This is a genomic window from Sphingomonas sp. (genome assembly GCF_048595155.1).
Classification (GTDB): domain Bacteria; phylum Pseudomonadota; class Alphaproteobacteria; order Sphingomonadales; family Sphingomonadaceae; genus Sphingomonas_I.
Map to the genome: position 1 here is coordinate 1 of NZ_JBMDXN010000107.1, position 25,969 is coordinate 25,969.

Annotated in this window: 24 protein-coding genes and 1 pseudogene; 9 read left to right on the top strand and 16 right to left on the bottom strand. The window is 63.6% G+C overall.

Annotation, left to right across the window (positions count from 1 at the left end; translation table 11 throughout):
• Positions 1-129: 129 nt before the first annotated feature.
• Complete coding sequence (locus ACOJSI_RS17155; protein ID WP_420139527.1) at positions 130-429, bottom strand: hypothetical protein; 300 nt, start codon at positions 427-429, stop codon at positions 130-132.
• Between the two features lie 94 nt (positions 430-523).
• Here ACOJSI_RS17155 and ACOJSI_RS17160 point away from each other — a divergent pair, with 94 nt between their 5' ends.
• The 6 genes from ACOJSI_RS17160 to ACOJSI_RS17185 all read left to right on the top strand — a co-directional run bounded on the left by ACOJSI_RS17160 (position 524) and on the right by ACOJSI_RS17185 (position 7,831).
• Entirely contained in the window at positions 524-2,314 is a 1,791-nt protein-coding gene (locus ACOJSI_RS17160; protein WP_420139528.1) for an ABC-F family ATP-binding cassette domain-containing protein, read from the top strand.
• A gap of 71 nt (positions 2,315-2,385) precedes the next feature.
• Entirely contained in the window at positions 2,386-4,278 is a 1,893-nt protein-coding gene (gene htpG / locus ACOJSI_RS17165; RefSeq protein ID WP_420139529.1) for a molecular chaperone HtpG, read from the top strand.
• Positions 4,279-4,356: 78 nt separating this feature from the next.
• A complete protein-coding gene (locus ACOJSI_RS17170) occupies positions 4,357-5,250 on the top strand; it encodes a DUF2167 domain-containing protein (protein WP_420139530.1) in 894 nt (297 codons plus the stop codon).
• 218 nt (positions 5,251-5,468) lie between these two features.
• A complete protein-coding gene (locus ACOJSI_RS17175; protein ID WP_420139531.1) occupies positions 5,469-6,377 on the top strand; it encodes a DUF2167 domain-containing protein in 909 nt (302 codons plus the stop codon).
• Positions 6,374-6,511, top strand: coding sequence for a hypothetical protein (locus ACOJSI_RS17180; protein WP_420139532.1), 138 nt, complete (start codon positions 6,374-6,376; stop codon positions 6,509-6,511). Before ACOJSI_RS17175 ends, ACOJSI_RS17180 begins: the two co-directional genes overlap by 4 nt.
• 324 nt (positions 6,512-6,835) lie before the next feature.
• Positions 6,836-7,831 (top strand): alpha/beta hydrolase, encoded by a 996-nt coding sequence (locus tag ACOJSI_RS17185; RefSeq protein WP_420139533.1) that lies wholly within the window; start codon positions 6,836-6,838, stop codon positions 7,829-7,831.
• Positions 7,832-7,837: 6 nt separating this feature from the next.
• Here ACOJSI_RS17185 and ACOJSI_RS17190 read toward each other — a convergent pair whose 3' ends face one another.
• From ACOJSI_RS17190 to ACOJSI_RS17200, 3 genes are all read right to left on the bottom strand, one after another.
• Complete coding sequence (locus ACOJSI_RS17190) at positions 7,838-8,584, bottom strand: Crp/Fnr family transcriptional regulator (RefSeq protein ID WP_420139568.1); 747 nt, start codon at positions 8,582-8,584, stop codon at positions 7,838-7,840.
• 131 nt (positions 8,585-8,715) lie between these two features.
• Positions 8,716-10,272 carry an amidase gene (locus tag ACOJSI_RS17195; protein WP_420139534.1) on the bottom strand — a complete coding sequence of 519 codons (1,557 nt, stop codon included), beginning with the start codon at positions 10,270-10,272 and terminating at the stop codon, positions 8,716-8,718.
• Positions 10,273-10,324: 52 nt separating this feature from the next.
• Positions 10,325-10,618: a hypothetical protein gene (locus ACOJSI_RS17200; protein ID WP_420139535.1), complete on the bottom strand. Its 294-nt coding sequence runs from the start codon at positions 10,616-10,618 to the stop codon at positions 10,325-10,327.
• Positions 10,619-10,807: 189 nt separating this feature from the next.
• Between ACOJSI_RS17200 and edd the strand changes: the two genes are divergently transcribed.
• Genes edd through ACOJSI_RS17215 form a run of 3 tightly spaced genes read left to right on the top strand, consistent with a single transcriptional unit; the run spans position 10,808 to position 13,679 of the window.
• Positions 10,808-12,697, top strand: coding sequence for a phosphogluconate dehydratase (edd, locus tag ACOJSI_RS17205; RefSeq protein WP_420139536.1), 1,890 nt, complete (start codon positions 10,808-10,810; stop codon positions 12,695-12,697).
• A 14-nt stretch (positions 12,698-12,711) separates the two neighbouring features.
• Positions 12,712-13,305 carry a bifunctional 4-hydroxy-2-oxoglutarate aldolase/2-dehydro-3-deoxy-phosphogluconate aldolase gene (gene eda / locus ACOJSI_RS17210; RefSeq protein ID WP_420139569.1) on the top strand — a complete coding sequence of 198 codons (594 nt, stop codon included), beginning with the start codon at positions 12,712-12,714 and terminating at the stop codon, positions 13,303-13,305.
• On the top strand, positions 13,302-13,679 hold the full coding sequence (locus ACOJSI_RS17215; protein ID WP_420139537.1) for a MazG nucleotide pyrophosphohydrolase domain-containing protein: 378 nt from the start codon (positions 13,302-13,304) through the stop codon (positions 13,677-13,679). The genes eda and ACOJSI_RS17215 overlap by 4 nt, the downstream gene beginning before the upstream one ends.
• A 34-nt stretch (positions 13,680-13,713) precedes the next feature.
• Here the strand turns inward: ACOJSI_RS17215 and ACOJSI_RS17220 are convergent, their stop codons facing one another.
• The 12 genes and pseudogenes from ACOJSI_RS17220 to ACOJSI_RS17275 all read right to left on the bottom strand — a co-directional run bounded on the left by ACOJSI_RS17220 (position 13,714) and on the right by ACOJSI_RS17275 (position 25,931).
• Positions 13,714-14,622, bottom strand: a complete 909-nt coding sequence (locus ACOJSI_RS17220) for a CorA family divalent cation transporter (RefSeq protein ID WP_420139538.1) — start codon at positions 14,620-14,622, stop codon at positions 13,714-13,716.
• Between the two features lie 146 nt (positions 14,623-14,768).
• Positions 14,769-16,070 carry a GTPase HflX gene (hflX, locus tag ACOJSI_RS17225; protein WP_420139539.1) on the bottom strand — a complete coding sequence of 434 codons (1,302 nt, stop codon included), beginning with the start codon at positions 16,068-16,070 and terminating at the stop codon, positions 14,769-14,771.
• A 42-nt stretch (positions 16,071-16,112) separates the two neighbouring features.
• Positions 16,113-16,637: an RNA chaperone Hfq gene (gene hfq, locus ACOJSI_RS17230; protein WP_420139540.1), complete on the bottom strand. Its 525-nt coding sequence runs from the start codon at positions 16,635-16,637 to the stop codon at positions 16,113-16,115.
• Positions 16,638-16,875: 238 nt separating this feature from the next.
• Complete coding sequence (locus ACOJSI_RS17235) at positions 16,876-18,261, bottom strand: sigma-54-dependent transcriptional regulator (RefSeq protein WP_420139541.1); 1,386 nt, start codon at positions 18,259-18,261, stop codon at positions 16,876-16,878.
• A 4-nt stretch (positions 18,262-18,265) separates the two neighbouring features.
• Positions 18,266-20,488, bottom strand: a complete 2,223-nt coding sequence (locus ACOJSI_RS17240) for an ATP-binding protein (RefSeq protein ID WP_420139542.1) — start codon at positions 20,486-20,488, stop codon at positions 18,266-18,268.
• A 68-nt stretch (positions 20,489-20,556) separates the two neighbouring features.
• A complete protein-coding gene (ntrC, locus tag ACOJSI_RS17245) occupies positions 20,557-21,999 on the bottom strand; it encodes a nitrogen regulation protein NR(I) (RefSeq protein WP_420139543.1) in 1,443 nt (480 codons plus the stop codon).
• Positions 21,996-23,090 (bottom strand): two-component system sensor histidine kinase NtrB, encoded by a 1,095-nt coding sequence (locus ACOJSI_RS17250; protein WP_420139544.1) that lies wholly within the window; start codon positions 23,088-23,090, stop codon positions 21,996-21,998. Before ACOJSI_RS17250 ends, ntrC begins: the two co-directional genes overlap by 4 nt.
• Positions 23,066-24,064, bottom strand: a complete 999-nt coding sequence (gene dusB, locus ACOJSI_RS17255; protein WP_420139545.1) for a tRNA dihydrouridine synthase DusB — start codon at positions 24,062-24,064, stop codon at positions 23,066-23,068. Before dusB ends, ACOJSI_RS17250 begins: the two co-directional genes overlap by 25 nt.
• A gap of 39 nt (positions 24,065-24,103) precedes the next feature.
• Positions 24,104-24,556: pseudogene (locus tag ACOJSI_RS17260) on the bottom strand (molybdenum cofactor biosynthesis protein MoaE).
• On the bottom strand, positions 24,553-24,804 hold the full coding sequence (moaD, locus tag ACOJSI_RS17265; RefSeq protein WP_420139546.1) for a molybdopterin converting factor subunit 1: 252 nt from the start codon (positions 24,802-24,804) through the stop codon (positions 24,553-24,555). The pseudogene ACOJSI_RS17260 and the gene moaD overlap by 4 nt, the downstream one beginning before the upstream one ends.
• Before the next feature lies 1 nt (position 24,805).
• On the bottom strand, positions 24,806-25,354 hold the full coding sequence (pgsA, locus tag ACOJSI_RS17270) for a CDP-diacylglycerol--glycerol-3-phosphate 3-phosphatidyltransferase (RefSeq protein ID WP_420139547.1): 549 nt from the start codon (positions 25,352-25,354) through the stop codon (positions 24,806-24,808).
• A gap of 19 nt (positions 25,355-25,373) precedes the next feature.
• The gene (locus ACOJSI_RS17275; protein ID WP_420139548.1) at positions 25,374-25,931 is read right to left on the bottom strand and encodes a GNAT family N-acetyltransferase; all 558 of its coding nucleotides are present in this window, start codon (positions 25,929-25,931) and stop codon (positions 25,374-25,376) included.
• Positions 25,932-25,969 lie beyond the last annotated feature (38 nt).

Consider the following 25,969-nt stretch of genomic DNA (forward strand, 5'->3'; position numbering starts at 1 on the left):
GGTCGCCCGCAGCTGGCGCCCCAGATTGGGCTCGTCCTCAACAATCAGCACGCGCATTCGATTCTCCATGGACGGTCACGGTCAGCGACATAACCGCTCCGTAACGAATAAGTCGGGAATTTGCGCCGCTCAATCGCCGGAGCGACCGACGATCTGTCCGTTATGGCCATCTACGTCAACGTAGATGACTGATCGACCTCGCATGAACTTAAGCCGGTAAACACCTGAACTGGGGTCAAAATCGGGCCCCAGATAATCGCAGCCTGCCATGCGCGGGACGATGCGGCTCTCGATCTCATGCAGCGGCAGGATTTGACCGGCCTTACGTGCGGCAAAGGCCTGATCCTGATCGCGGACTCGTCGCGTGCCCTCGGCCGGTAGGAATGCGATGCCGGCAATACTTGCCGCGATAACGATCTTCATCAGCATGGAATGTTGCATGGGCGCCATCGCTTGAATAGGCAGTGAATGTCACGAGCGCGCAGATCGTTCCGATCGCGCGCCTCCTCCTCAGATTCGGTCCATGGCAGCACCTGTCCTCGCATATGAAGATCTCGGCCTCGTTCAAGGTGCGGGTTGGCTGTTCCGCCATATCGACCTGCATCTGCAGCCGCGCGATCGGTTGGCGCTGATCGGCCGCAACGGCGCCGGCAAGACCACCCTGCTCCGCCTTCTGGCCGGTGCGATCGATCCCGACGAAGGCAGACGCACCATCGTGCCGGGCACGAAGGTCGTCCTGCTCGAGCAGGACCCTCAGGTCGCGGGCCATCCGACGTTGCGGGACTGGGCCTTGCACGGGGCAGATGCGCCCCAGCCCTATGAAGTCGAGGCGATCGCCGATCAGCTGGGCATCGATCTCAGTCGAGAAGCGGCCACGGCGTCCGGCGGCGAGCGCCGGCGGGCCGCCATCGCCAGGGCGCTGGCGCAGGACCCGGACGTCCTGTTCCTGGACGAGCCTACCAATCATCTGGATCTCGCCGCGATCGATTGGCTGGAGGAGTGGCTGAGCCGCTTCCGGGGCGCCTTCGTCGTCATCAGCCACGATCGCACATTTCTCACCCGGCTGACGCGCAGCACGCTGTGGCTGGATCGTGGATCAATGCGCCGCGCCGAGATCGGCTTCGGCGGGTTCGAGGCGTGGACCGAGCAGGTCTATGAGGAAGAGGCGCGCAATGCGCAGCGGCTGGAAGCCAAGCTCAAGATCGAGGAGCATTGGCTGCTGCGCGGTGTCACTGCGCGACGGGCGCGCAACGAAGGCCGCAAGGCCAAGCTGATGGAGATGCGGGCGCAGCGCGCATCCATGATCGCGCCCCAAGGCGCAGCCAAGCTCGTCACCGCCAGCAACGATACGCGCACGAAGGTTGTGATCGATGCGGATCATGTCACCAAGCGCTTCGGCGACCGGACGATCATCCGCGATTTCAGCTTCCGGATCACACGCGGCGACCGGATCGGCGTCGTCGGATCCAATGGCGCGGGCAAGACGACGCTGCTGAAATTGCTGACCGGCGAGTTGGAGCCCGACGAAGGGACGGTGAAGCTGGCCAAGACATTGGACGGAGTGATTATCGATCAGCAGCGCAAGCTGATGGAGCCTGACAAGCGGGTGCGCGACATTCTTGCCGATGGCGGCGACTGGATTGAGGTCCTTGGTGTCCGCAAGCATATTGCCGGCTATCTCAAGGAGTTCTTGTTCGATCCTAATATGGTGGATGCACGGGTCGGCACCTTGTCGGGCGGCGAGCGCTCCCGCTTGTTGCTCGCGCGCGAATTTGCGCGGCCCTCCAATCTGCTGGTTCTCGACGAGCCCACCAACGATCTCGATCTAGAGACGCTCGATCTGCTGCAGGAGGTCATTTCCGACTATGACGGAACGGTGCTGATCGTCAGCCACGACCGGGACTTTCTGGATCGGACCGTTACCGTCACGTTAGGATTGGACGGATCGGGCCATGTCGACATCGTCGCCGGCGGCTATGCGGATTGGGTCAAGCAACGCGGCCCCCGACCGGAGCTTCGTGGCGGCGCGACGGCGGCCAAGCCGGCGACGGCCGCGCCCGCTCCTCCCAAGCCACGCGCCAAGCTGAGCTATAAGGATCAGCGCGATCTGGAGCTATTGCCGCAGCAGATCGAACGCTACGAAGCAGCGATCGCGAAGGACGAAGCCGCTTTGGCCGATCCCGATCTTTATGCCTGTGATCCCAAGCGCTTCGACACGTTGATGAAGGCGATTGAAAAGGCACGCGCGGATCGCGACGCGGCCGAACTGCGCTGGTTGGAACTTGCGGAAATGGCGGAAAACCTCGCGGGCTAGGGACGAACTTGAAAGCCGCCGGTCCCGCGTCCATCTGCGCGGAGATTAATCGCGGAGACCCTGATCCTGCCATGACCATCGAAACCGCCCCGCAAACGCGCTCCTTCGAGGCCGATGTCGCGAAACTGCTGCACCTGATGGTGCATTCGGTCTATTCGGACAAGGACGTCTTCCTCCGCGAGCTGATCTCCAACGCCGCCGATGCCTGCGAGAAGCTGCGATATGAGGGGCTGAGCAATCCGGCATTGCTGGGCGAAGATGCTCAGCCGCGGATTACCGTCACCCTTGATGCCGACAACCGCCAGCTGATGATCGAGGATAACGGCATCGGCATGAGCGATACCGAAATGGCGGAAGCGCTGGGTACCATCGCGCGATCGGGCACCAAGGCGTTTATGGAGAGGATCGCGGGCGCGAAGGACGCCGAGGGCAGCCAGCTCATCGGGCAGTTCGGCGTGGGCTTCTATTCGGCGTTCATGGTTGCCGACAAAGTGGACGTGACGTCGCGCCGGGCCGGCGCAGATACAGCCGCGACATGGTCGTCCGATGGGCTCGGCACCTATACGATCGCCCCCGCCGATCTGGACGAGGCGCCCATTCGCGGTACGCGCGTCCGGCTGCACCTCAAGGAAGAGGCGAGCGCCTACACGCAGCCTTCCATGATCGAGCGCACGATCAAGGCCCAATCCGGCCATGTGCCGGTGCCGATCTTCCTGAAGGAGACGCCCGACGCCGACCCGACGCAGATTGCCGACGGCGCCGCCTTGTGGACGAAGCCCAAGGCGGACGTGACAGCGGAGGAATATAAGGACTTCTATCGCGGCGTAGCCGGGCAGTTCGATGATCCAGCCCTCACGCTCCATTATCGTGCCGAAGGCCTGCACGAATATACCGTGCTTGCGTTCGTGCCGGAAACGCGCCCCTTCGATCTGTTCGATCCTGACCGCGCCGGCCGGATGAAGCTTTACGTCCGCCGCGTCTTCATCACTGACGAGGCGCAGATCCTGCCACGCTATCTGCGGTTCGTGCGTGGGCTGGTGGATTCGAATGACCTGCCGCTCAACGTATCGCGCGAGATGATCCAGGAAAGTCCGGTCCTCGCCGCCATTCAGAAGGGTGTGGCGAACCGCATCCTTTCCGAGCTCGACAAACTATCGTCCAGCGATACCGATCGCTACCTAAAGATCTGGGATAATTTCGGCGCGGTCCTCAAGGAGGGGTTGTACGAGGATTTCACGCGCCGGGAGGCGCTCCTTGGCCTCGCCCGCTTCAAGACCACGACGTCAGCTGGGGATTGGCGCTCGCTCAAGGATTATATTGCGTCGCTCAGGGACAACCAGACCGCTATTTATTATGCGACCGGCCCCGACCTGGATCGCCTCGCTTCCTCACCCCAGCTCGAAGGCTTCCGCGCGCGTGGCATCGAGGTGCTGCTGCTGACCGATCAAGTCGACAGCTTCTGGGTCACCGGCGGGGTGGATTATGACGGCAAACCGTTCAAGTCAGTCACACAGGGCCTATCGGATCTCAGCCTGGTGCCCCTGCTCGAAGGCGAGGAGCCCGCGCCGGTCGCATCCGACGCGGTCAATGGCTTCGTGGCCTTCGTGAAGGAAACGCTCGGTGATGCGGTGTCGGACGTACGCACATCCGAACGGTTGACCGAAAGCGCAGTCTGCCTGGTGGCGCCGGATCATGGCATGGATCGCCAGCTGGCAAAGCTGTTGGCGGGCGCAGGCCGTCTCGATGCGGGCGCGAAGCCGGTGCTGGAGATCAACCCGCGCCACACGCTGATCACGAAGCTGGCCGAGGCGGGCGATGGCGATGCGGCCCTGCGCGAGGATGCGGCCCACCTGCTGTTCGACGAGGCACGCATTGCCGACGGCGAGCTTCCGGCCGATCCGCGGGCCTTCTCCGCGCGGCTGACGCGCCTGCTGGATCGCGGGCTGCGCTCGGCTGTGGGATAGCCACCGGAGAGAACGTCCTCTTTCTGGTTTGCGCTGCCCAGGAAGCGATGGCAGTCTGATGACCACAGGGGGACTTTCATGAAAATGGCGTCCGTGGCCGTGTTGGCCGCTTTCTTCACGTCCGTTGCCGGTGCGCAAACGCCAACCGCCGCGCCGTCATCGGCCGAAGAGATGCTGCGGCAGGTCAATGCGCTGCATTGGGTGCATGGCCCCGCTACCGTACCGATTGGCGACCAGGCCACGATCCGCCTTCCCAAGGGCCTGCGCTATCTCAGTCCCGGCGACACGAAGAAGTTTCTGACGCTGAACGGTAACCCTCCCGACGATAATGATTATACGATCGCGCCGGAGTCGATCAGCTGGTTCTCGATCCTCGAATTCCAGCCGATGGGCTATGTCAGTGACAAGGACAAGGTCGATCCCGACGCGCTGTTCAAGCAGATCAAGGCCGACGAAGGCCCCAGTAACGAGCAGCGCAAGGCGATCGGCGAAAGTGGTCTCTATGTCGATCGCTGGCTTTCCCCGCCCCATTACGAAGCTGCGTCGCACAACCTGGAGTGGGGCACGGTCATGCACACCGACAGCGGTGAGCAGATCATCAATTATACCAGCCGGATTCTCGGCCGCGAGGGGGTGATGAAGGCCATCCTCGTGTCCGATCCCAAGGCCTTCCCAGCCGATCTGTCGCAATATCGGGTAGCATTGGCGGGGTTCGGCTATCTCCCCGATAAACGGTATGAAGCGCACCAATCGGGTGACAAGCTGGCGGAGTATGGCTTGGGTGCGCTGGTCGCCGGTGGCGCCGCGGCAGCCGCCGCCAAGACCGGCCTGTTCGCGGGGCTCCTCAAGCTCCTGCTGGCTTTCATCAAGCCGTTGCTGGTCGGCGTGGTCGCACTTGGCGCTGCTTTCCGTTCGAAGTTGACTGGGCTGTTTCGGCGCCGTGCCGACGGTCCGGCAGATCCCCCCGCATGACGCTCGTTTTCGGTCCGACCGGCCCCGGTTCGATGAGGCCCATATCGCCGATGGCGAATTGCCAGTTGGTCCTCACGCCTTCTCCGCACGCCCCGACGCGACGAGAGCGCGGCATAAGTTAGATTCGGCGAGTCCGATCAGCGCTGAATCGGAATCTTATTTTAGTTCCAAAATATCCGAAACGGCGATATATTACTCCGCATCGGGGGTAATTAGATATGACGCTGACGCGTTGGGCGATGCTGGTCGCTTTCTCGCTAAGCTTGTCGGGCCTGCAAGCGCACGCGCCTGACAGGCCGCCGCCGCTTGCCGTTACACATGCGAAGATCGACGCACTTTCGTGGGTGCATGGGCCTGCCACCGTTACGCTTGGCGACCAGGCCCAGATCCGGATTGCCAAGGGCCTGCGCTATCTGGATCCGAACGGTACGAACCTGTTCCTGGCGCTCAATGGCAATCAGCCCAACGCGGATAATTATACGATCGCCGCGGAAGGCCCGGGCTGGTTCGCGATCCTGACCTTCGACCCTGCCGGCTATATTCCTGATACGGGCGCGGTCGACGCGGAGGCGATGTATCGGCAGATCAAGGCCAATGAGGGCGGCGACAATGAAGACCGCAAGGTCGTCGGTGAGGGTGGGCTCCACACCGATCGTTGGCTGATCAAGCCGCACTATCGCGCGGACACCCAGAATCTGGAGTGGGGCACGGTGATGCACACGGATAGCGGTGCCGAGATTGTCAATTACACCAGCCGCCTGCTGGGTCGCGACGGGGCGATGAAGGCGATCCTAGTCTCCGATCCCGTCCATTTCAGAGGGGACCTGTCCCAGTTCCGGAGCGCCATGTCGGGCTTCAGCTATCTGCCCGGCAAACATTATCAGCCGCAAACGTCCAGCCCGAAAATGGCCGAATATGGGATCAGCGCGCTGGTGGCGGGCGGAGCGGCGGCGCTTGCAGCAAAGACGGGGCTTCTTAGCAACATCCTCACAATGCTGCTCCAATCCGGCCTCGCATTCTACAAGCTGATCATTGTCGGCGCAGTCGCGCTGTGGGCAGGAGTTCGATCCCGAACGAAGCTGCTGCTTCAGCGATTTCGGAGGGCGGAAGGTGGAGGGTCCGCGTGAGGCCAACCGACATCGTTATCGTGATCATCTGCGCGCTGCTCGGCTACGGTATCGTTCGCAATCTGTTGGGAAGATCGCCGGTTAACCAAGGCGAAGCGCCGGCTGAGCAACCTGCCGCACGGGACGACGATTGACGGCCTGATCCGCTCACCCGTGCGGATCTCGCCCGCCCTGCCCGCGCCAGCTTGGCCATTGTCACGGCGTCGGCATTCGATCAGGCTGGGCTCGCCGGCGCCTGAACCAGGTCATGCGCATTGGCCGAGGGAGCGGCCGTGGGATGCATTTGCTGAATGTGCTTGCTGCTTTGGCCGCGATCCCGGCCGCAGCGATCGGCTATATCCTGATGCGCCACTTCCTCGCTACGAAAGATCCACGGGATCGCTGGTAATGCGCCGCACGCGCTGACCGCGTTCCTCATGGATCGGCACGAGAGAGGATCGGTTGTGCGACAAGGGCTGATGCTGATAGCATTTCTTGCGACAGGCGCGGTTGGCGCCGTCACGCCGGCCGAAGAGCATATCGGTCCGCCCTATCAAGACGCGCCGGAGATGGTCGCGCGTCCGGATATCCCGCATGGTCGCCTGCAAAGCTTCATCATGACGTCCGCAGAGAGCGGCATCTTTCCAGGCATCCGCCAACTCGATAACGACATCACCCGCCGGCGGGACGCGTGGGGCAACCGCATCGCCGCCCCAGCCGCTGAGCAATCGGAGGCCGGTCCTTACCGACGTGATGTCTTCGTTTACATCCCGGCCGGATATCGCAAGGGTCGTGAAGTGCCTTTCATCGTGGTGCAGGACGGACGCGACTATGCGGCGCGGATGGCGGCTGCGCTCGACAGCCTCATTGCCCAGAAACGCGTGCCGATGATGGTAGCGGTGATGATCCAGTCGGGCGGCGGCGATGCCCAAGGCTCCGAACGCGGGCTGGAATATGACACCCTGTCCGGCCGCTACGCTGAATTTGTCGAGCAAGAGGTGCTGCCGCGCGCGGCACGGCTCTATGGCATCACCTTCACCAAGGATCCGAATGGCCGGGCCGCGATGGGCGGAAGTTCCGGCGCAGCGGCCGCGTTCAGCATGGCCTGGTTCCATCCTGAATGGTATCGCAAGGTCCTGTCTTATTCAGGAACCTTCGTGAACCAGGCGTCGCCGGTCGACCCGGCGACCCCGCACGGAGCGTGGGATTATCATGCCCGCCTGATCCCGGACAATCCGCGCAAGCCGATCCGCATCTGGATGGCGGTCGGCGAGAAGGATCTGCATTGGCAGGATCCCGCTGAGACCTTCCGTAACTGGCCGATGGCGAACGATCGGATGGCCGCAGCGTTGAAGGCGCGCGGCTATGATTATCATTATGTGATCGCCAAAGACGCCGTCCACGTCGATGGGAACGTGATCGCCCAGACGCTGCCGGCCGCGTTGGAGTGGCTGTGGCGCGACTATCCCAGGTAGTACCGCTCAGACCGCGTGATGCAGATAGCGCTCATTGAAATCGCCGGCCTGACGCAGACGTTCCCAGTTCAGCACCTGCAGCGCGCCGGATGAGAGGCTGATCAGCCCATCGCGGCGCAGGGATTGCAGCGTGCGATTGGTGTGGACCGGTGTCAGGCCGGTCGCGTCCGCCACCTGATCCTGCGTGAGCGGGAATTGGTAGATGCCGCCCGTGGCGTTGCCTGACGCTTCCAGCCGCAGCGCCAGCTCGCACAACAGGTGGGCGATGCGGGTGCGCGCATCACGCCGGCCGACGTTCACCACCCATTCGCGCGAAATTGAGGCATTGATCTGCATGTCGAGCCGCATCGCCGCAGCGATAGTAGGATGCGCTTGGGCCAGGTCGCGCAGCGCGGCCACGGGGACTTGAGCCACCTCGCATCCGACCAGGCTCTGCACATTGTGGTCGGCCACTGCCAAGCTGCAATTTTCCAGATCGATAAACTCGCCCGGAATATGGATGGCCATGATCTGGCGGCCGCCATCATGGACCAGCTTTTGGCGATAGGCGAAGCCGCTCAGCAGCAGGGAACAATAGGTCGCGCGCTGCCCTTCCTCGACGATGTACGCGTCTTTTCCATAGCATCTGCGCGTGAACGGCAGAGCTTGGAATGCATTTCGGTCTTGATCTGAGAGGTGGCACCGTCGCTCCCATCTGCGGAGCAGCGACGGGGGTAGGTAGGGGTCGATCAGAACGGCTCTTCCTGTGCGTATATTCTTTCAGGATGCTCCCTAGCTGCGACCCGTTCGTGTCTCCCCGATTTAAGTTAGGCCATTAAGACCGCTCGCATTTTTTCCTGCGGCTATGCGCCGCACACGGCATGGGCACGGCGCCGCCGCCACCGTCATGGCCGTTGCTCCGGACCGGCCAGGAATAGCGGCAAGCGCCGCTGATGGGTCAGTTGCTCGTAGGAATAGCCGAGCGCGATGAGCCTCGCTTCCGACCATTTCGCGCCCAGGAAAGACAATCCTACCGGTAGGCCATGCACCTGCCCCATCGGCACCGTGAGGTGCGGATAGCCGGCGACCGCGGCATAACTGCCGGCGCCACCGCCGACGAAATGATCTCCCGTCACAAGATCGCTGCGCCAGGCAGGCCCTCCGGTGGGCGCAACCAGGGCGTCCAGACGATCGTCCGCCAGCATGTCGTCGATCCCGTCAGCGCCGGCAAGCCGACGCGCTTCGACCACCGCTTTGCGATAGCCGGCATCGCTATATCCCCTGGAAGCCTCCGCCTGCTCGAAATATTCCTGCCCGAACCAGGGGAGTTCGGCACGGGAATGGGCGCGATTAAAGGCGATCAAACCCGCCATGTCCCGCGTCGCAACCGTTGGCGGGGTTGAGGCGAGATAGGCATTCAGGTCCTGCTTCAGCTCCGTGATCAGGATCGTGTGCTCATATTGCCCCATCTTGTCCTGACTGGCGGGCTCTTTGACATCCACCAGAATGGCTCCGGCCGCACGCAGATCATCCAGCGCCCGTTCGAACAGGGCCGCTGTTCCCGGCTCGTCGCCCACGGCGAATCGCAACACTCCGATCCTTGCGCCGCGTAACGCGCCCGGCTTCAGGGCGGCCCGGTAATCCTGCCGGTGGGCATCCGCCTGTAGGGCCGCAGGATCGGCGGGATCGGAGCCAGCCAGGATGGTCAGCAACATGGCTGCGTCGGCCACGCTGGTCGTCATCGGTCCAGCCGTATCCTGGCTGTGCGATATGGGGATGACGTGTGTGCGCGAGACGAGGCCGACCGTCGGCTTCAATCCCACCAACGCAGTCACGGAAGCGGGGCATGTGATCGAGCCATCGGTCTCGGTTCCGATCCCCGCCACGGCCAGTCCAGCCGCAATCGCGGCGCCCGTACCGGACGACGAACCGCAGGCAGAGCGATCCAGCACATAGGGATTGCGGGTTAGGCCGCCGATGCCGCTCCATCCGCTGGTGGAGTGAGGAGACCGCATGTTCGCCCATTCCGACAGGTTGGTCTTGCCCAGGATGATGGCGCCCGCTGCGCGCAGACGCGCGACCAACGGCGCGTCGCGATGGGTTATGTTATTGGCAAGAGCTTGCGATCCTGCCGTCGTCGGCAGCGGATCGAGGCTGTCGATATTGTCCTTAATCAGGATCGGAACGCCTTCCAGCGGGCCGCGAGGCCGTCCAGCCTTGCGCAACGCATCCGACCGTGCCGCATCCGCCAGCGCGCGCGGATTGACCGCAAGTATCGCATTGAGGCGCGGGCCGGCCCGGTCGATCTGCGCGATCCGGCGCAGATAATGCCGCACCAACGCCGCCGACGTCGTCTGCCCGGCCGCAAGCGCCGCCTCGGTCTGCGCGATCGAACGATCGGGTTCTGGTGGAGGTGCAGCGGCGACAAGAACAAAGGCAAGCGGCGCAAGGATCGGCTTCATGCAGCGAAGGGAGCAGGTTACCGCCGCACGCGCAAGTCGGCCGCCGCTGGATTTAATAATAGCCGGCCGCCCGGCATAGCCTGAACAGACGCCGGGTTGTCGGATGCTGCATACCGAGGTTGGAAGCGACGGTATAGCGGCGCGCGCATTTCGCGCGTGCGCTTGCTTCCTTGGCACTCATTGGCGCGGCGCGGCGCGTGCCGCCATGTCGCAGGCTGTGTTGCGCCGCCGCACCACCAGCCCAGCCGGTCATCGAGCCAGGATCGAGCGCCGGGCCTACCTCCTGCGCAGCGGCCGGAATTGTTACGCAGGCAGCGAGAGTGAGGAGGGTGAGCGGAAGACGCATGCCAATTTCCAGATGATCCGGGAATCTCGCTAAATGAAATGGGCTCCGCGAGTTTCATCGTAGAAGCCCGTCGAGAAAGCAATTCTGCGGTGAAGCGAGTGACTTCACCTCACCGCCCCCTCGAAATCTTTCGTCGTAGAAAGGCGCTTTGGCGTTGCAAAAAGTGCGTGACCCCGCGATTTGACGCGCATGGCGCTCGACAGTCGAATAGCCGCCGTCACCGACCGGGTGATCGCGCGATCCGCGGCCTCGCGCCGCGCTTATCTCACGCTCATTGAGCGCGAGCGGGAGCATGGCGTTGATCGTCCGCGGCTTTCCTGCGGCAACTTCGCCCATGGTTTCGCCGCCGCGGGCGAGGACAAGAGCGCCATCATCGCACGCCGCGCGATGAACATCGGCATCGTCACAAGCTATAACGACATGCTGTCGGCGCATCAGCCCTATGGCCGCTATCCCGACCAGATGAAGATATTCGCGCGGGAAATTGGCGTGACGGCGCAAGTCGCGGGAGGCGTGCCTGCCATGTGCGATGGCGTGACCCAAGGCCAACCCGGCATGGAGCTTTCGCTTTTCAGCCGTGACGTCATCGCGCTGTCCACGGCCGTCGGCCTGTCGCACGGCATGTTCGAGGGTGCCGCCTTGCTCGGCATCTGCGACAAGATCGTGCCGGGATTGCTGATTGGCGCGCTGCGGTTCGGCCACCTGCCGACCATCCTCATCCCGGGAGGGCCCATGCCCTCCGGCCTGTCCAACAAGGAAAAGCAGCGCGTCCGGCAGCTCTATGCGGAAGGCAAGGCGGACGACGCGCAGCTGCTGGAAAGCGAAAGCGCCTCTTACCATTCCGCCGGGACCTGCACCTTCTACGGTACCGCGAATTCCAATCAGATGATGATGGAAGTCATGGGCCTCCATGTCCCCGGCGCGGCCTTCGTCAATCCCGGCACCAAATTGCGGCAGGAACTGACGCGGGCGGCGGTGCACCGGCTGGCCGCAATCGGCTGGGACGGCAACGATTATCGCCCTTTGGGACGCTGTGTCGACGAGAAGGCGATCATCAACGCAGCGGTAGGGCTGCTGGCCACTGGCGGGTCCACCAACCATGCCATTCACCTGCCCGCCATAGCGCGTGCCGCTGGCGTCATCTTCGACTGGGAAGATCTGGATGCCCTGTCGGCGGCCGTCCCGCTGGTTGCCCGCGTCTATCCTAACGGCTCGGGCGACGTGAACCATTTCCATGCGGCCGGCGGCATCTCCTTCGTTATCGCGACCCTGCTTGAGGCCGGCTTGCTGCACGACGACATCCTGACGATCTGGGGTGACGGCATCCGCGGCTATGCCTTCGAGCCTGTCTTGGACGGTGACGATCTGCGCTGGACGCCGGTGCGTGAATCACGCGACGAAACCATGTTGCGCCCGGCCTCGGCGCCGTTCCAGCCGGATGGCGGCATGCGGCTGGTCCAGGGCAATCTCGGCCGCGCGACCTTCAAAACGAGCGCCGTCGATCCGATCCGATGGACGATCGAAGCTCCCGCCCGTATCTTCCACGACCAGGACGATGTGCTTGCGGCCTACAAGCGTGGCGAGCTTCATCGTGACGTCGTCGTCGTGGTCCGCTTCCAAGGTCCGCGCGCAAATGGCATGCCCGAACTGCACAAGCTGACCCCCGCGCTCGGCTCGCTGCAGGACAAGGGTTTCAAGGTTGCGCTTGTCACCGACGGCCGCATGTCCGGCGCGAGCGGCAAGGTACCGGCGGCCATCCACTTGTCGCCCGAAGCGCTGGGGGGTGGCCCGATCGGCAAATTGCGGGATGGCGACGTGGTTCGCCTCTCCGCCGACGATGGTACATTGAACGCGCTGGTCTCCGCCGCCGACTGGATGGCACGCGATCAGGCTGTAAGTCCCAAACCCCATATCGGCACCGGACGCGAGTTGTTCGCCTTCATGCGGCATGGTGCGAGCCCCGCCGAGCAGGGCGGTTCGGCCATGCTGGCCGCGATGTGCGGGGATCTGGGCGAAGGTCTGTTGGGCGACGGGATCTCCCTCGACAAGAATATCGAAGATAAGGAAATCGACGCGTGAAGATCGATGAAGTGATGCAGATGGCCCCGGTCATCCCGGTGCTGGTGGTTCATGATACCGCGCACGGCCTGCCGATCGCGCAGGCGCTGGTGAATGGCGGTCTCCCCGTCCTGGAAGTCACCATGCGCACCCCGGCCGCGCTCGACGTGATCCGTGAAATGTCGAAATGCGAAGGATCGTTCGTTGGCGCGGGCACGGTTCTGAACGAGAAGCAGCTTGACGCGGCAATCGACGCCGGCGCCAAGTTCATCGTCAGCCCAGGACTGACCACGCCGCTGGCCGAAGCGGCGATCGAGCGTGGTATCCCCTTCCTGCCGGGTATCGCCACCGCCGCCGATATCATGCGCGGCCTGGACCTTGGGCTGGATCATTTCAAATTCTTCCCGGCCGAGACGTCCGGCGGGATCAAGGCGTTGAAGGCGCTTGCGGCGCCCTTTTATCAATGCCGATTCTGCCCGACGGGCGGCATCACCGTCGACACCGCACCCGATTGGCTGGCGGTCGACGCGGTGCTGTGCGTGGGCGGCAGCTGGCTGGTGCCGGCTGGCGACCCCGTTCCTGCCAGCATCGAAGAGCGCGCACGGGCGGCTGCCTCGCTCGCCCGGTGAGTGCACTCGACCCGGTAGCGCCAGATCTTCCCGCATTGTCGCGAGCCGACCTTATTTCCCGGCGGGCGGCGGTGGTCGGCTTTGACTGGGACGATGCCGCAGGCGCCCGTGCCAAAGTGCTTGAGGAATTGGCGGAGGTGGAGGCGGCGCGCACGCCGGAGGAGCGCACCGACGAGCTGGGTGATCTGTTGTTCGCGGTGGTCAACTGGGCGCGCAAGCTGGGCATCGAACCGGAAGCTGCGCTCCACCAGGCCACATCCAAATTCGAGCGCCGCTTCCGCACGATGGAACAGCATGCCGGTGTGGGCTTACCCGGCCTTACACTCGATCAAATGGAACAGCATTGGCAGGCGGCGAAGAGAGAGACGGGCTGAGCCGCTTCATCGCCTCACGCAACCGACTGCTGCATTAGCGCCGAATCAGGCCCATCGTCCGCAGTAGCCACCACGTCGCAAGCGACGAGCCGATCGCCAGGATCGTCGCAAGCATGGTCCCTGCTCCGCCATGCTCCAAAGGCATGCCGCCGGTGTTCATGCCGAAGAAGCCAGTTACGAGCGTCGCGGGCATGATCAAGGCAGTGATGATCGAGAGCAGGTAGACGTTCTCGTTTGTCCGCTGCCCCGCCTGTAGATCCAGCTCCTCGCGCAGGAGCCGAAGCTGCGACTGCGTTGCGGCCACATCGCGTTCGATCGGCTGCAAGCGGCGCTCCATACGCCCCAGCACATCGCGGTAGAGCGGCGCGACCGCAGGATCGTCGATCGCACGAACCATGGTCGTGTGCATCCCGCCCGACATCCGTGCGAGCCGCGCCGTCAGCCGCCGAAGCGCGACGAGCGAGCGGGTATCCGGCGGATCCTGATCGGCGAGCAGCTTGTCCTCCAATCCCAGCAACGCGGACGACACCGATGCAGTACGAAGCGTCAGTGTTTCCGACAGGCTGTTGAGGATCAGTTCCAGCGCAGCCGGTGCGTCCAGCATCTCAGCTTGTGCGGCACGATGGCGAAAGATATCCGGCGTATGAAGCGGATGATAACGGCCCGTGACCATCAGCCCTGGTCGGACAGCAAGACGCAGGGCGCCAATCCGTTCGGTTTCCTCCCGATCAAATTCCCGTTCAAAATCGGGCAGGACAAGCCCAAGCGCGCCCTGCTGGCCGATCACCCGCGGCTGATCATCCGGCGACAGGAACAAAGCCTGGACGCTGGGCGGCAGCTTCGACTGATCCGCAATCCACCGCGCGCTGCGCTGATCCCACAGATCCAGATGTAGCCAGCGGAACGTGACCTCGTCCGGCGGAGGGGCGTCATCCAGAACCACGCCATCGACGCCCTGCCAGCAGGTCCAGACAAGGCCCGGACCAAATAGCGGCGGGAACAGAGGGGCAGATTCGCTCGACGTAAAGGGAGTCCCGACTACAGAGCTATGGCGCTAGGCAGCCGGTGTGACATAATTGTGACCGAAACTCAGGCGCGAGCCTGGAAGCGGCTCCACTCGTCGGGGGACAAGCGCACGTCGAGCGTCAGCGTCTCACCCTCGAGCGCCTGATCGATCACCTCGCCATGCTGATGCAGCCATGCAATGGCGCCGCCATCCGCCGCGGGAAGCACGATATTGTGAACGAGCGCACCCGCCAACAGCCTCTCGGCGACCTGACGACGCAAATCCTCGACGCCCTCGCCGGTTAGGGCGGAGACTGGGATAACATCCTCTGCGCGCGCCGCGTCTGCCAGAACCCGATCATGCGCCTCCGTGTCAAGCGCATCCAGCTTGTTCCAGATCTCGATAATCGGGGCACCCTCGCCCGTCTCCGGACCAACGCCAATCTCCGTGAGAACGGCGAGTACATCCGCCCGCTGGGCGTCCGTATCGGGATGGGCGATGTCGCGGACGTGGAGGATCAAATCCGCTGCCGTCACCTCCTCCAGCGTTGCCCTGAACGCCGCCACCAATTGTGTCGGCAGGTCCGACACGAACCCGACCGTATCCGACAGGATCACCTTGTCTATGCCCGGCAGGCTCACCTGCCGCATCGTTGGATCCAGCGTCGCGAACAGCAGATTTTCCGCCATTACGTCGGCGCCGGTCAGGCGATTGAACAGCGTGGATTTGCCGGCATTGGTGTAGCCGACCAGCGCCACCACCGGCCATGGCGCACGCTCGCGCCGCGCCCGGTGCAGGCCACGCGTCTTGCGCACCTGTTCCAGCTCGCGCCGGATCTTGGCCATGCGATCACGGATGAGGCGACGGTCCGCCTCGATCTGGGTTTCGCCGGGGCCGCCGAGGAAGCCGAAGCCGCCGCGCTGGCGTTCAAGGTGCGTCCATGACCGAACCAGACGGCCCGCCTGATAGTCCAGATGCGCGAGTTCAACCTGGAGGCGACCTTCGGCGGTTGCGGCACGCTCACCAAAGATTTCCAGGATCAAGCCGGTGCGATCGATGACCTTGGCCTCACACGCTTTTTCCAGATTTTGCTGCTGCACGGGCGTCAGGGCTGCATCCACCACGATCAGCTCGGCATCGTGCATGCGCGCGGCAATAGCGATCTGCTCGACCTGACCGGAGCCGAACAAGGTGGCCGGCTTCGGTTGGCGCACCCGGAACGAGAGACGGTCGACAACCTCCAGGCCGATGGCGGCAGCAAGGCCGGCGGCTTCGTCAAGACGAGCCGCCGTGTCGCGCAAGCCGCTGTTAATCTCCGGCAGCGCGATGATTGCGCGTGCACCATGACGGACTTCGTCCGCCTCTTCCCTGCCAAATCCCGTCATAATAACGAAATAGGTATGAACTGCGGGGCTTTCACCCCTCGCTCATTCCTCTTCTTCTTCTTCGCCTTCCTCGCCGTTCATCAGGTTGAGCGGACGGAGCGGCTGCACGGTCGAAATGGCATGCTTGTAGACGAGCTGGCTCATGCCATCGCGGCGGAGCATCATGCAGAACAGGTCATATGCGGCGATCTCGCCCTGCAGCATCACACCGTTTACCAGGAACATGGTGACGGGCTCGCCCGACTTCCGCACCGCCGCCAGGAATATCTCCTGCAACAACGGGGATTTCCTGTCCTCGAACGCCTTATCCGCCTCTGCCAGGTCGAGCGGATGCGCCGGCATGACCGTCGAAATTGCGTGTTTGTAGATCAGCTGGCTCTGGCCATCGCGGCGGAGCAATACCGAGAAATTGTCGAACCAGGTGATGATCCCCTGGAGCTTCACGCCCTTCACCAGGAACATGGTCACCGGTGTTTTGGACTTGCGCAGCGTGTTCAGGAAAATGTCCTGAAGATTGTTGACCTTGTCTGCCATATTGACTGGCCTTCTTTCATGTTGGCGGGTCATGGCCCGCACTGGCGCCGTTCACGGCGTCGTGTGCGCCCGCACGATGCGGGCGATTGAAAATAGGCCTTGTTGCGTCGCAGCACAAGGCGGCATGCTGGATCGGCCCCGCCAACCGCCCCCCCATTGATGAACATCATATCCCAGCAACAGGATGTGGGACATTGCAGGCCCTGGCATGATTGGATGTGCCACGGCCCTATCGGTCGATCGTCTTTCTATCGTCCAGATCTGATGAGGGTTATTCCTCCTCCCCCCGAGGATCGGCGAGACCAAGGCTCTTGAGCTTGCGGTGAAGCGCCGACCTTTCCATCCCGATAAACGTGGCGGTGCGGCTGATATTCCCCGAGAAGCGCCGTATCTGAACCCGCAGATATTCGCGTTCAAACGTCTCGCGTGCTTCGCGCAAAGGCGTCCCCATGATGGATCGGCCCGCATTGCCGGGGACGATCTCCGCCTGCCCCGACAGCAATTCCGGTGGCAACATGTCGGCATCGATCCGCCCGATCCGATCGCCCGGCGCCAGGATGATGGTACGCTCGATCACGTTGCGTAGCTGTCGCACATTCCCCGGCCAATCATAAGCCTGCAGCGCGGCAGCAGCTTCGGCGCTCAGCTCGGGGGTTGGTACGCGCCGCTCGGCAGCGTAGCGGGCCGCAAAGTGCAGCGCCAGCATCGGCACATCCTCGCGGCGCTGCTCCAGCGGCGGCAGGACCACGGGTACTACGTTCAACCGGTAATAGAGATCTTCACGGAAACGACCGGCGCTGATCTCGGCGGTGAGGTCGCGCGCGCTGGCAGATACCACGCGCACATCGACCTTGACCGTCCGGGTTCCGCCGACCCGCGAGAAGCTCTGATCGGTCAGGACGCGCAATATCTTTGCTTGCGCAGACATCGGCATATCGGCGATTTCGTCCAGGAACAGGGTGCCCCCATGCGCCTGCTCGAGCATGCCCGACCGGATCAGCTCGCCCCCCTCCTCCACGCCGAACAATTCTTCCTCGACGCGATCGGGCGTCATGCGCGCTGCCGATACGACGATGAACGGCGCGCGTTGGCGTGGGGACCAATTATGCAGCAGCCGCGCTGCGACCTCCTTGCCGGCGCCGGCAGGCCCCACGATCAGCACTCGGCTGCCCGTGCCCGCAACCCGCTTCAGCGTCGCGCGGACATGGTTGATCGCCTGCGACGTCCCCGTCAGCTCGTCTTCCTGACCAATCTGCGCGCGCAATGTGGCGTTTTCACGCCGCAATTGATCCGCCTCTGTCGCGCGCGCGACCAGATGAAGCAGCCGCGCGCTTTCGAACGGCTTTTCTATAAAATCGACCGCACCCTGGCGCACCGCCGCCACCGCCGTGTCGATATTGCCGTGTCCTGAGAAGACGATCACCGGCAAGGTCGGGTCGCGGCGCTTGATCTCACCCAGCAGCTGAAGACCATCCAGGCGCGATCCCTGCAGCCAGACGTCCAGCAGCACGAGGCTCGGTCGTCGTTCGGCAAGCGCAGCCAACGTGCTGTCGGCATCGCTCGCGCTGCGCGGACGATAGCCCTCATCTTCGAGCACACCCGACACAAGCTCGCGAATGTCGGCCTCGTCGTCCACAACCAGAATATCGAGCGGCATGTTCTTACAGGCTCCTCATGTCGGCGAGCTCAGGAACTCGGTCTTCAAGGTTTTCTTCGTCGGCAATCGTATCAAGCGCGTTCAAATCGAAATCGAGATGGACGACGGTGCCGCCCCCCGGGCGATCGGCGAAGGTGATCGTGCCGAAATGCTCTTCGACGATGCGTCTTACGATCGCTAGGCCGAGACCGGTGCCCTTCACCCGGGTGGTGACATAGGGCTCGGTCAACCGATCGCGCTCCGCCGGCAGTCCAACGCCATCATCGGCAACCTCCAGAATGAGGCGTCCATTATCCTCGCGGATGGCCATCGCAATCGTCCCGCCCTGGCCCTCACCCACCCTTGCCTCGATCGCTTCGCATGCGTTCTTCACAATGTTCGTCAGCGCCTGGCCGATCTGCCGACGATCGCAGACCACTTTCACCTGATCCGGTGCATCCAAGCTGAAGCGAATGGCAGGATGCGCCACTTCGTGCAGGAACAGCGCCTGTCGGGCCATATCGAGCAGGTTTTCGCGACGGAAATGGGGTTTCGGCATGCGCGCGAAGGACGAGAATTCGTCGATCATGCGGCGTATGTCGCCGACCTGACGAACGATCGTGGACACCAGGCGCTCGAACGTGCCGGGATCGCTCTGCACTTCCTTGCCATAACGGCGCTGCAACCGCTCGGCCGCCAGCTGGATCGGCGTGAGCGGATTCTTGATCTCATGCGCGATCCGTCGTGCGACGTCCGACCAGGCGGCATGGCGCTGATCCGCCAGCTGTTGGGTGATGTCGTCGAAGGTCAGCACCTGGCCATTGCCGGCCCCGACCACGGTGACGGCGAGCGTCCGCACGTCACCGTCGCTGTTCAGCTGGACCACGGATTGGCGCTCGCCGGAATCCAGCATCTTGGCCAGCTCCGGCGCGAGGTCGTCCAGCTGGCGCCCGATCGCGCTGGTGTCGCCAGTCCGCAACAGCGCCTGTGCGGACAGATTGATCACGGTGACGTCACGATCACGATCCACGAAGATGACACCGGCCGAGACGCCCGCCAGCACCGCCTCCGTCAGCGCGCGACGGCTTTCGAGCGCGCCGGTCTGTTCCTGCAACCGCCGGGTCATGCGGTTGAACGCCGCCGCCAGACGACCAACCTCATCGAACTTGTTGGGCGCCGGCACGCGCGCCGCGAGATCGCCACCGGCCACGCGACGGGCGGCTCCGACCATCTCGCCAATGGGGCGCACCAGTCGGTCGGCGACGGTCAAGGCAACCCAGATCGCGAATCCCACAATCAGGAGCGACACAACGAAAAGCGCCACGTTGAAGCGGATCTGCAGCCTGGCCGCTTGCGTGACCAGCGCATTGTAGCTGCCCAGCGCCGCATTGGCGCGTCCGGCCTGTGCCAGCACCGTCGGCGCGGCATTTCTCTGAATCCAAAGGTAGGTGCGGGATGCGGCGTCCATCCGCATCACTGATTCCATGTGATCCGACAGCACGCGCACATGCGGCTTGCCGTCGGCCAGCTGCGGGATCAACGCGGGCGGGAGCCGCTCCTCGACCGGGCGTTGGTCGAGATTGGCGAGCGCAACCAACCGTTCAACCCCGTCGTCGCCGACCTGGATAAGCGCTCCCTGGTCCAACGTCCGGTAGAAAATCTGGCTGGCAAAGAACGAGTTCCATCGCGGATCGTCGGGAGATGCCGTCGCTAGCGCGTGTAGATAATCATTGACCATGGCCACGTTAGCGGCTGCGAGATCGTTCTTATGCTCGTTGACATAGGTCTGCGCGACACGATCCGCATTCTGCAGGACGACGCGCGCACGATCCGAAAACCAGAATTGCATGTTGAACTGAAACAGCAGTGACGCAAAGATCACGACCAGCAAGGTTGGCACCGCCGCCAGGACGGAGAAGAGCGCCACCAAACGCGCATGCAGGCCGCCACGGCCGCCTAGCGGCGATTTCTCCGAGCGACCGCGCGCGATCCGCCGCGCGAACAGCACCAGCAGCGCCATCCACGGAACCAGGTTGCCGACCAGCAATGCCGCAACGACCAGCGGGTCCAGCGGATTTCCCGACGAGCCTTTCGACAGCGTGACATAGGTCAAGGCGGCGATCGCAACGATCGCGGCGACCGTCAGCGGCTCGCCCAAAACGGATACGCCCCGCACCTTGATCAGCAACGCAAGGCGTCGCCGCCAACGCGGCGCAGGCAATAGCGATCCGGGCAAGGACGGCTTCATCGTGTCCGGGCTACCACAAACATGTGGCGGTAGGAACACATCTGCGGCGAGATGCGGCCGCGCGGGCGTTACTCGCTTCGTCGCACCGTGGGGCCGACTCCGAGATCGGTCAGCTTTTTCCGTAACGTGTTGCGATTTATCCCTAACAGCCGTGCCGCCTTAAGCTGATTCCCGCGGACCGCGGCGAGGGTTTGCCGTAGCAGCGGGCGCTCGATCTCGGCGAGGACACGGTCATACAGGCCGTCGGGGGGAAGCGCGCTGCCATAGCTGGCGAAATGCCGCGCCAGATGTTGCTCGATCAGGTCATCCAGGCCTGCACCCTCCGGCGCCGGCAGCGGCGGCTGAGGCGATTGAATCCCCAATTGCTGCTCGATCAGCGCCGGGGTGATCACCGCGTCGCGGGTGAGCGCGGCGAGCCGGCGCATGAGATTTTCCAACTCACGGACGTTGCCGGGCCAGCTGTGCTGCTCCAGGCGCGCGATCGCGCCGGGATCGAGTTGCTTGCGCGGCAGGCCCACGGCGGCGGCCCTGTCCAGGAAATGACGGGCAAGATCGCCGACATCGCCCCCACGTTCGCGCAGCGGCGGCAACCGGACCGGTACCACGTTCAGTCGATAATAAAGATCCTCCCGAAACTGCCCGTCCGCGATCAGCCGCGGCAATTCCTGATGGGTCGCGGCAATGATCCGGACGTCGGCACGGATCGCGCGAGCGCCGCCCACAGGAGAAAATTCGCCCGATTGGAGCACGCGTAAAAGCCGCGTCTGCGCCTCCATCGGCATGTCGCCGATCTCGTCCAGAAACAGCGTGCCGCCTTGCGCCTGTTCGAAGCGCCCGGCCGTGCGTTGCGCCGCACCGGTAAAGGCACCGCGCTCATGACCGAACAGTTCGCTCTCGATCAATTCGCGCGGAATGGCGGCCATATTCACGGCCACGAACGGCGCGGTGCGGCGTGGCCCGAAATCGTGAATAGCGCGGGCGACAAGTTCCTTGCCCGTGCCAGATTCCCCCAGCACCAGCACGGTCAGGTCATTCGAGACGACGCGGGCCACGGTGCGATACACTTCCTGCATCGGCGGGGAGCGGCCGATCAGGGGCAGATCCTCGCCCGCGCGCGCATCATCCTCGACATCAGTGGCCACGCCCCGCGCCAAGGCGTCATCGACGGCCTGCACCAGCTCCGCCAAGTCGAACGGCTTGGGCAGATAATCGAACGCCCCCTGCTCGGTCGCACGCATCGCGGTGGTGAAGGTGTTCTGCGCCGACAGCACGATGATCGGCATGTGCGGATTTTGCGTGAGCAGTTCCGGTACGAGGTCCAGGCCGTTACCGTCTGGCAGGATCACGTCGGTCAGCAACACTTGCGGCCGGAAATTGCGAATGGCGCGCCGTAGGTCGCTGGCGCTTGACGCAGTTTCCACCTGATGGCCGGCACGGCGAAGCGCTTCGCGCACGACGGTGCGTATCGCCGCATCATCGTCGCAGACCAGGACCCGCCCACCCATGCTCATTTCCCCCGCGCGCGCTGCAGCAGCAGGCGAAAGACAGTGCGCTCGGGTATGCCTTCCCGTGCATATTCGACGATGCCACCCTGGTCGGCGACCAGCTTTTCGACCAGCGCCAAGCCCAGTCCGCGACCGTCACGCTTGGAGCTGACGAACGGATCGAACAGATGTTCGGCGATTTCGGGCGGTGCCCCTGGTCCGTCGTCGATCACGCAAACCTCGATCGGCAATTGCCGCCGACCGTCGCCGCCGTCGGTGACCATCCGCATGCCATGGCGATAGGCAGTGGTCAGCGTGACGACGCCACCCTTCTCACCCAGGGCCTCGGCGGCATTCTTCAGAAGGTTGATCACGATCTGGATCAGCGAATCCTTGTGCCCCAGCACCGGTGGCAATGACGGATCATAAACCTCTCTGAAGAGGACGTTGTTGCCGAAGCCCTGCGCCGCCACCGCACGCGCATGCTCCAGGATGGCATGGATGTTTTGCGGCCCGATGCTGAGCGGCCGGGTGTCGGTGAAGCCTTCCATGCGGTCCAGCAAGGCCGTCACGCGGTCTACCTCATCCCGGATCAGCCGGGTCAGGGCACGTGATTCCGCATCGGCATTGGCATCAAGCAACTGCGCAGCGCCCCGTATGCCGGACAGCGGATTCTTGATTTCGTGGGCCAGCAGAGCCGCTGCACCGGCCGCTGCCAGATTACCGCCCGCACGTCGCGCGATGGGGACCGCCGTCGGATAGGCGTGGAGGGCAACGATCCGCCAGCCCGGCCAATCCGGCAGCGGCGCCGCCAACAAATCGCCACGCAGGTGGCGGTTGCCCGGCAGCGAAATGTCCAGATCATAGGCCACGAACGGCGTGTCTGTCGGCATCGTCCGCAGATGATGACCGGTAGCCTCATCGATCGCCATGCCGATGACCACGCTGCGCGACAGGTTCAGCAGGGTTTCCGCCGCGGCATTGGCATCGAGGATGACGCCGCTTTCGTCGACCACCATGATGGGCGTCGGCAAAGCAGCCAGTAGCGCCTCTGCCGGTGCGGGGCGCGCGTCACCGCGCGCCCGCAAACGGGCTAGGCGGCCGCTCGTATAGTCCATGGCGCGTAAAATTCGGACAGCATGCGCAGGACGGTCGACGCCTCCGGCTGCTGGTTGACCAGGTTGCGGAACTCGGCCGAGCCGGGCAAGCCTTTGGTGTACCAGCCGATATGCTTGCGCGCCATATTCACCCCGACCTCATGGCCGTAGAGCTCGAGCATGTCGTGGTAATGCGCGACGATCGCCCGATATTGCTCGTCCATAGGGGGATCTGCGCGCCGCTCCCCCATTTGCAGCCAGCGCATCACCTGCGACAGCAGCCACGGCCGGCCATAGGCACCCCGGCCGATCATGATGCCGTCGGCGCCCGATTGTTCGAGCGCCTGATCGGCATCTTCAATCGAGCAAATGTCGCCATTGGCGATCACCGGTATCGCTACGGCATCCTTGACCCGACGGATGAACGCCCAATCCGCCGACCCTTTGTACATCTGGCAGCGGGTGCGGCCGTGCACCGTGATCATCTTGACGCCAAGATCCTCCGCAATACGGGCGAGTTCCGGTGCGTTAAGGCTCTGATGATCCCAGCCCATACGCATCTTGAGCGTGACGGGCACCTTCACCGCCTTGACTGTTGCCTTGATCAACTGCGCCGCCAGTTGCGGCTTGGCCATCAATGCCGATCCGGCGTCGCCATTAACCACCTTGCGGACCGGGCAGCCCATATTGATATCGACGATGGCGGCACCACGATCTTCCGCCAGCTTCGCCGCTTCCCCCATCTGCTCCGGTTCGCAGCCAACAAGCTGCATGGAGACGGGATCCTCGCTTGGATCCCACAATGCCTTTTGCACCGACTGCCGGGTCTCGCGGATCGCTGCCTGACTGGCGATCATCTCCGTAACGTTCAATCCCGATCCGTAGGAGCGCACCAAGCGGCGGAACGGCAGATCGCTGACACCGGTCATCGGCGCCAGAATCACTGGCGTCTCGATGACGACATCGCCGATCGCAATGGGTTTCAGCCTGGCCATGGGAGTGCTGCCTAAAAATGAGGCATGCCCCCTACAGGCTTAGCGCTGCTCCCGCAACCAGCGCGCGGCCGCGGCATCGTCCGCAAGCCGGGGCTCGACCCAAAGCGCGCGCCCGTCGCCGAAACTCTCTCTCTTCCAGAAAGGCGCCTCGGTCTTCAGTCGATCGATCAACGCAGCACAGGCCTCTAGGGCGGCGCCCCGATGCTTGGCCGCCGTCGCCACGAAGACGATCGCGTCGCCAGCTCGCAAAGGGCCGTAGCGGTGGATCGCCGTCGCCCCCCCCCGCTACCAGCGACCCACCGCCCACTCCGCCAGCTCTTCCATGACCTGGATGGTCATGGTCGGATGATGCTCCAGAAAGAGTTCGGTGAGATCGCCGTCACCGCGCACAACGCCGGTGAAGCTCGCTACGCCGCCGCCACCCAATGCGTCCAATCGCGCAAGCTCGGCCCCGGCGTCGAACGGCGCTGCCTGTAGCCGGACATCCTTCATCCGCCCGTGACCGGTGGGAAGATGGCGATTTCGGTCGCGCCGGCGATTGGTGCATCGAGCGGCACGAACCGCTGATCGATGGCCGCGCGCAGCCGCGCCGGATCAGCCAGCGCGCTGGCATAGCCGCCGCTGCGTCCCGCAAGCCAAGCGATCAGACCGTGCACATCTTCCACCGTTGCCGGCGGTTCGACCTGTTCCTGGTCCAGCCCGATTTGCTCTCGGACCCATGCGAAATACAGAATATTCACGTCAATCCATATGCTTGAGGCCGACGCGGAGATAATCCCAGCCCGTGATCGCGGTAAGGCCGGCCGCGCTCCACAGACAGAAGAGGCCCACCCAGGCGATCCAGGGTTGATCCGGCAAGGCGCCGGATAGGATCAAGGCACCGAGCGAAATCAGCTGGAAGGTGGTCTTCCACTTCGCAAGCTGGCTGACCGGCATTGAGACGCGCAAATCCGCGAGAAATTCGCGCAAGCCGGAAACCGCGATTTCGCGCACCAGGATGATGAGCGCCGCCACGACCGCTGGCCCGTCGATGGCACGGGTGAACAACAGCATGACGATGACTGTTGCCACCATGATCTTGTCGGCGATCGGATCGAGAAACACGCCAAGCTTCGAAACGGCACCCTGTGCGCGCGCCAGATAGCCGTCGAAATAATCAGTGACGCCGACGAGAACGTAGAGGCCGAACGCGACCGCATAATCCCATGGCCGCGGATGCCACAGCAACAAGACCATCACCGGCATCGCGACAATGCGCGACAGGGTGAGGATGTTCGGCAGCGTCAGCATGGGTGCGGTCTAGCGTGGCTTATCCCCTTTGGGGAGGGGTTGGCAGCCTTTCATGTAATATAACGTCATGGCCTTTGAAGGTCGCTTGACGGAAGGGCGTGAAGAGCAGCTTCTGCGCCACCCGCACCGACGCGCCGTTGGCAGGGTCGATGAGACACACCATCCGGGTGGGCCCGAACGTCTGTTCGTGCCAGTCGATGGCGGCGTGCATCGCCTCGGTCGCGAAGCCCTGCCCGGCCGCCCATGCCGCGAACAGCCATCCGGCTTCCGGCGCATCGTCGAAATCGCGGCCGAGCCCGCGCTCGAAACGGCCAAGGCCTGCCTCCCCAACCATCTGCCCGCTTGCACGGTCTTCAACCAGAAGCAGGCCGCGCCCCAGTAGCGCCCAATGACCCGCATAGCGCAGGATTCGGTTGAAATTCTCGGTGCGGTCCTGGGGGCCGCCGACGAATTGCATCGTCGTCGCATCCGCAGTGATCGCCGACCGCGGATCGACGTCCGCAAGACTGTGGATCCGCAAGCGCAAGCGCAAGGTTTCGAGGATGGGGCTGCGGATCCTGGAGGAAGCTTCATTCATAGCAAGTCGCTGTTTGGCGTTGTTGCCCGAATTCGTCT

Bases quoted from the DNA above. Each gene is read 5' to 3' on its own strand.
- eda (WP_420139569.1), top strand. From the start codon at position 12,712: ATGCAGATGGCCCCGGTCATCCCGGTGCTGGTGGTTCATGATACCGCG.
- dusB (WP_420139545.1), bottom strand. From the start codon at position 24,064: ATGGCCAGGCTGAAACCCATTGCGATCGGCGATGTCGTCATCGAGACG.
- ACOJSI_RS17195 (WP_420139534.1), bottom strand. From the start codon at position 10,272: ATGAAGCCGATCCTTGCGCCGCTTGCCTTTGTTCTTGTCGCCGCTGCA.
- ACOJSI_RS17160 (WP_420139528.1), top strand. From the start codon at position 524: ATGGCAGCACCTGTCCTCGCATATGAAGATCTCGGCCTCGTTCAAGGT.
- ACOJSI_RS17185 (WP_420139533.1), top strand. From the start codon at position 6,836: ATGCTGATAGCATTTCTTGCGACAGGCGCGGTTGGCGCCGTCACGCCG.
- ACOJSI_RS17235 (WP_420139541.1), bottom strand. From the start codon at position 18,261: ATGCCGCTCGATATTCTGGTTGTGGACGACGAGGCCGACATTCGCGAG.
- hfq (WP_420139540.1), bottom strand. From the start codon at position 16,637: ATGACCCGCCAACATGAAAGAAGGCCAGTCAATATGGCAGACAAGGTC.
- ACOJSI_RS17170 (WP_420139530.1), top strand. From the start codon at position 4,357: ATGAAAATGGCGTCCGTGGCCGTGTTGGCCGCTTTCTTCACGTCCGTT.
- ACOJSI_RS17175 (WP_420139531.1), top strand. From the start codon at position 5,469: ATGACGCTGACGCGTTGGGCGATGCTGGTCGCTTTCTCGCTAAGCTTG.
- pgsA (WP_420139547.1), bottom strand. From the start codon at position 25,354: ATGCTGACGCTGCCGAACATCCTCACCCTGTCGCGCATTGTCGCGATG.
- ACOJSI_RS17250 (WP_420139544.1), bottom strand. From the start codon at position 23,090: ATGGACTATACGAGCGGCCGCCTAGCCCGTTTGCGGGCGCGCGGTGAC.
- hflX (WP_420139539.1), bottom strand. From the start codon at position 16,070: ATGACGGGATTTGGCAGGGAAGAGGCGGACGAAGTCCGTCATGGTGCA.
- ntrC (WP_420139543.1), bottom strand. From the start codon at position 21,999: ATGAGCATGGGTGGGCGGGTCCTGGTCTGCGACGATGATGCGGCGATA.
- ACOJSI_RS17240 (WP_420139542.1), bottom strand. From the start codon at position 20,488: ATGAAGCCGTCCTTGCCCGGATCGCTATTGCCTGCGCCGCGTTGGCGG.
- ACOJSI_RS17155 (WP_420139527.1), bottom strand. From the start codon at position 429: ATGCTGATGAAGATCGTTATCGCGGCAAGTATTGCCGGCATCGCATTC.
- ACOJSI_RS17275 (WP_420139548.1), bottom strand. From the start codon at position 25,931: ATGAATGAAGCTTCCTCCAGGATCCGCAGCCCCATCCTCGAAACCTTG.
- ACOJSI_RS17200 (WP_420139535.1), bottom strand. From the start codon at position 10,618: ATGCGTCTTCCGCTCACCCTCCTCACTCTCGCTGCCTGCGTAACAATT.
- htpG (WP_420139529.1), top strand. From the start codon at position 2,386: ATGACCATCGAAACCGCCCCGCAAACGCGCTCCTTCGAGGCCGATGTC.
- edd (WP_420139536.1), top strand. From the start codon at position 10,808: ATGGCGCTCGACAGTCGAATAGCCGCCGTCACCGACCGGGTGATCGCG.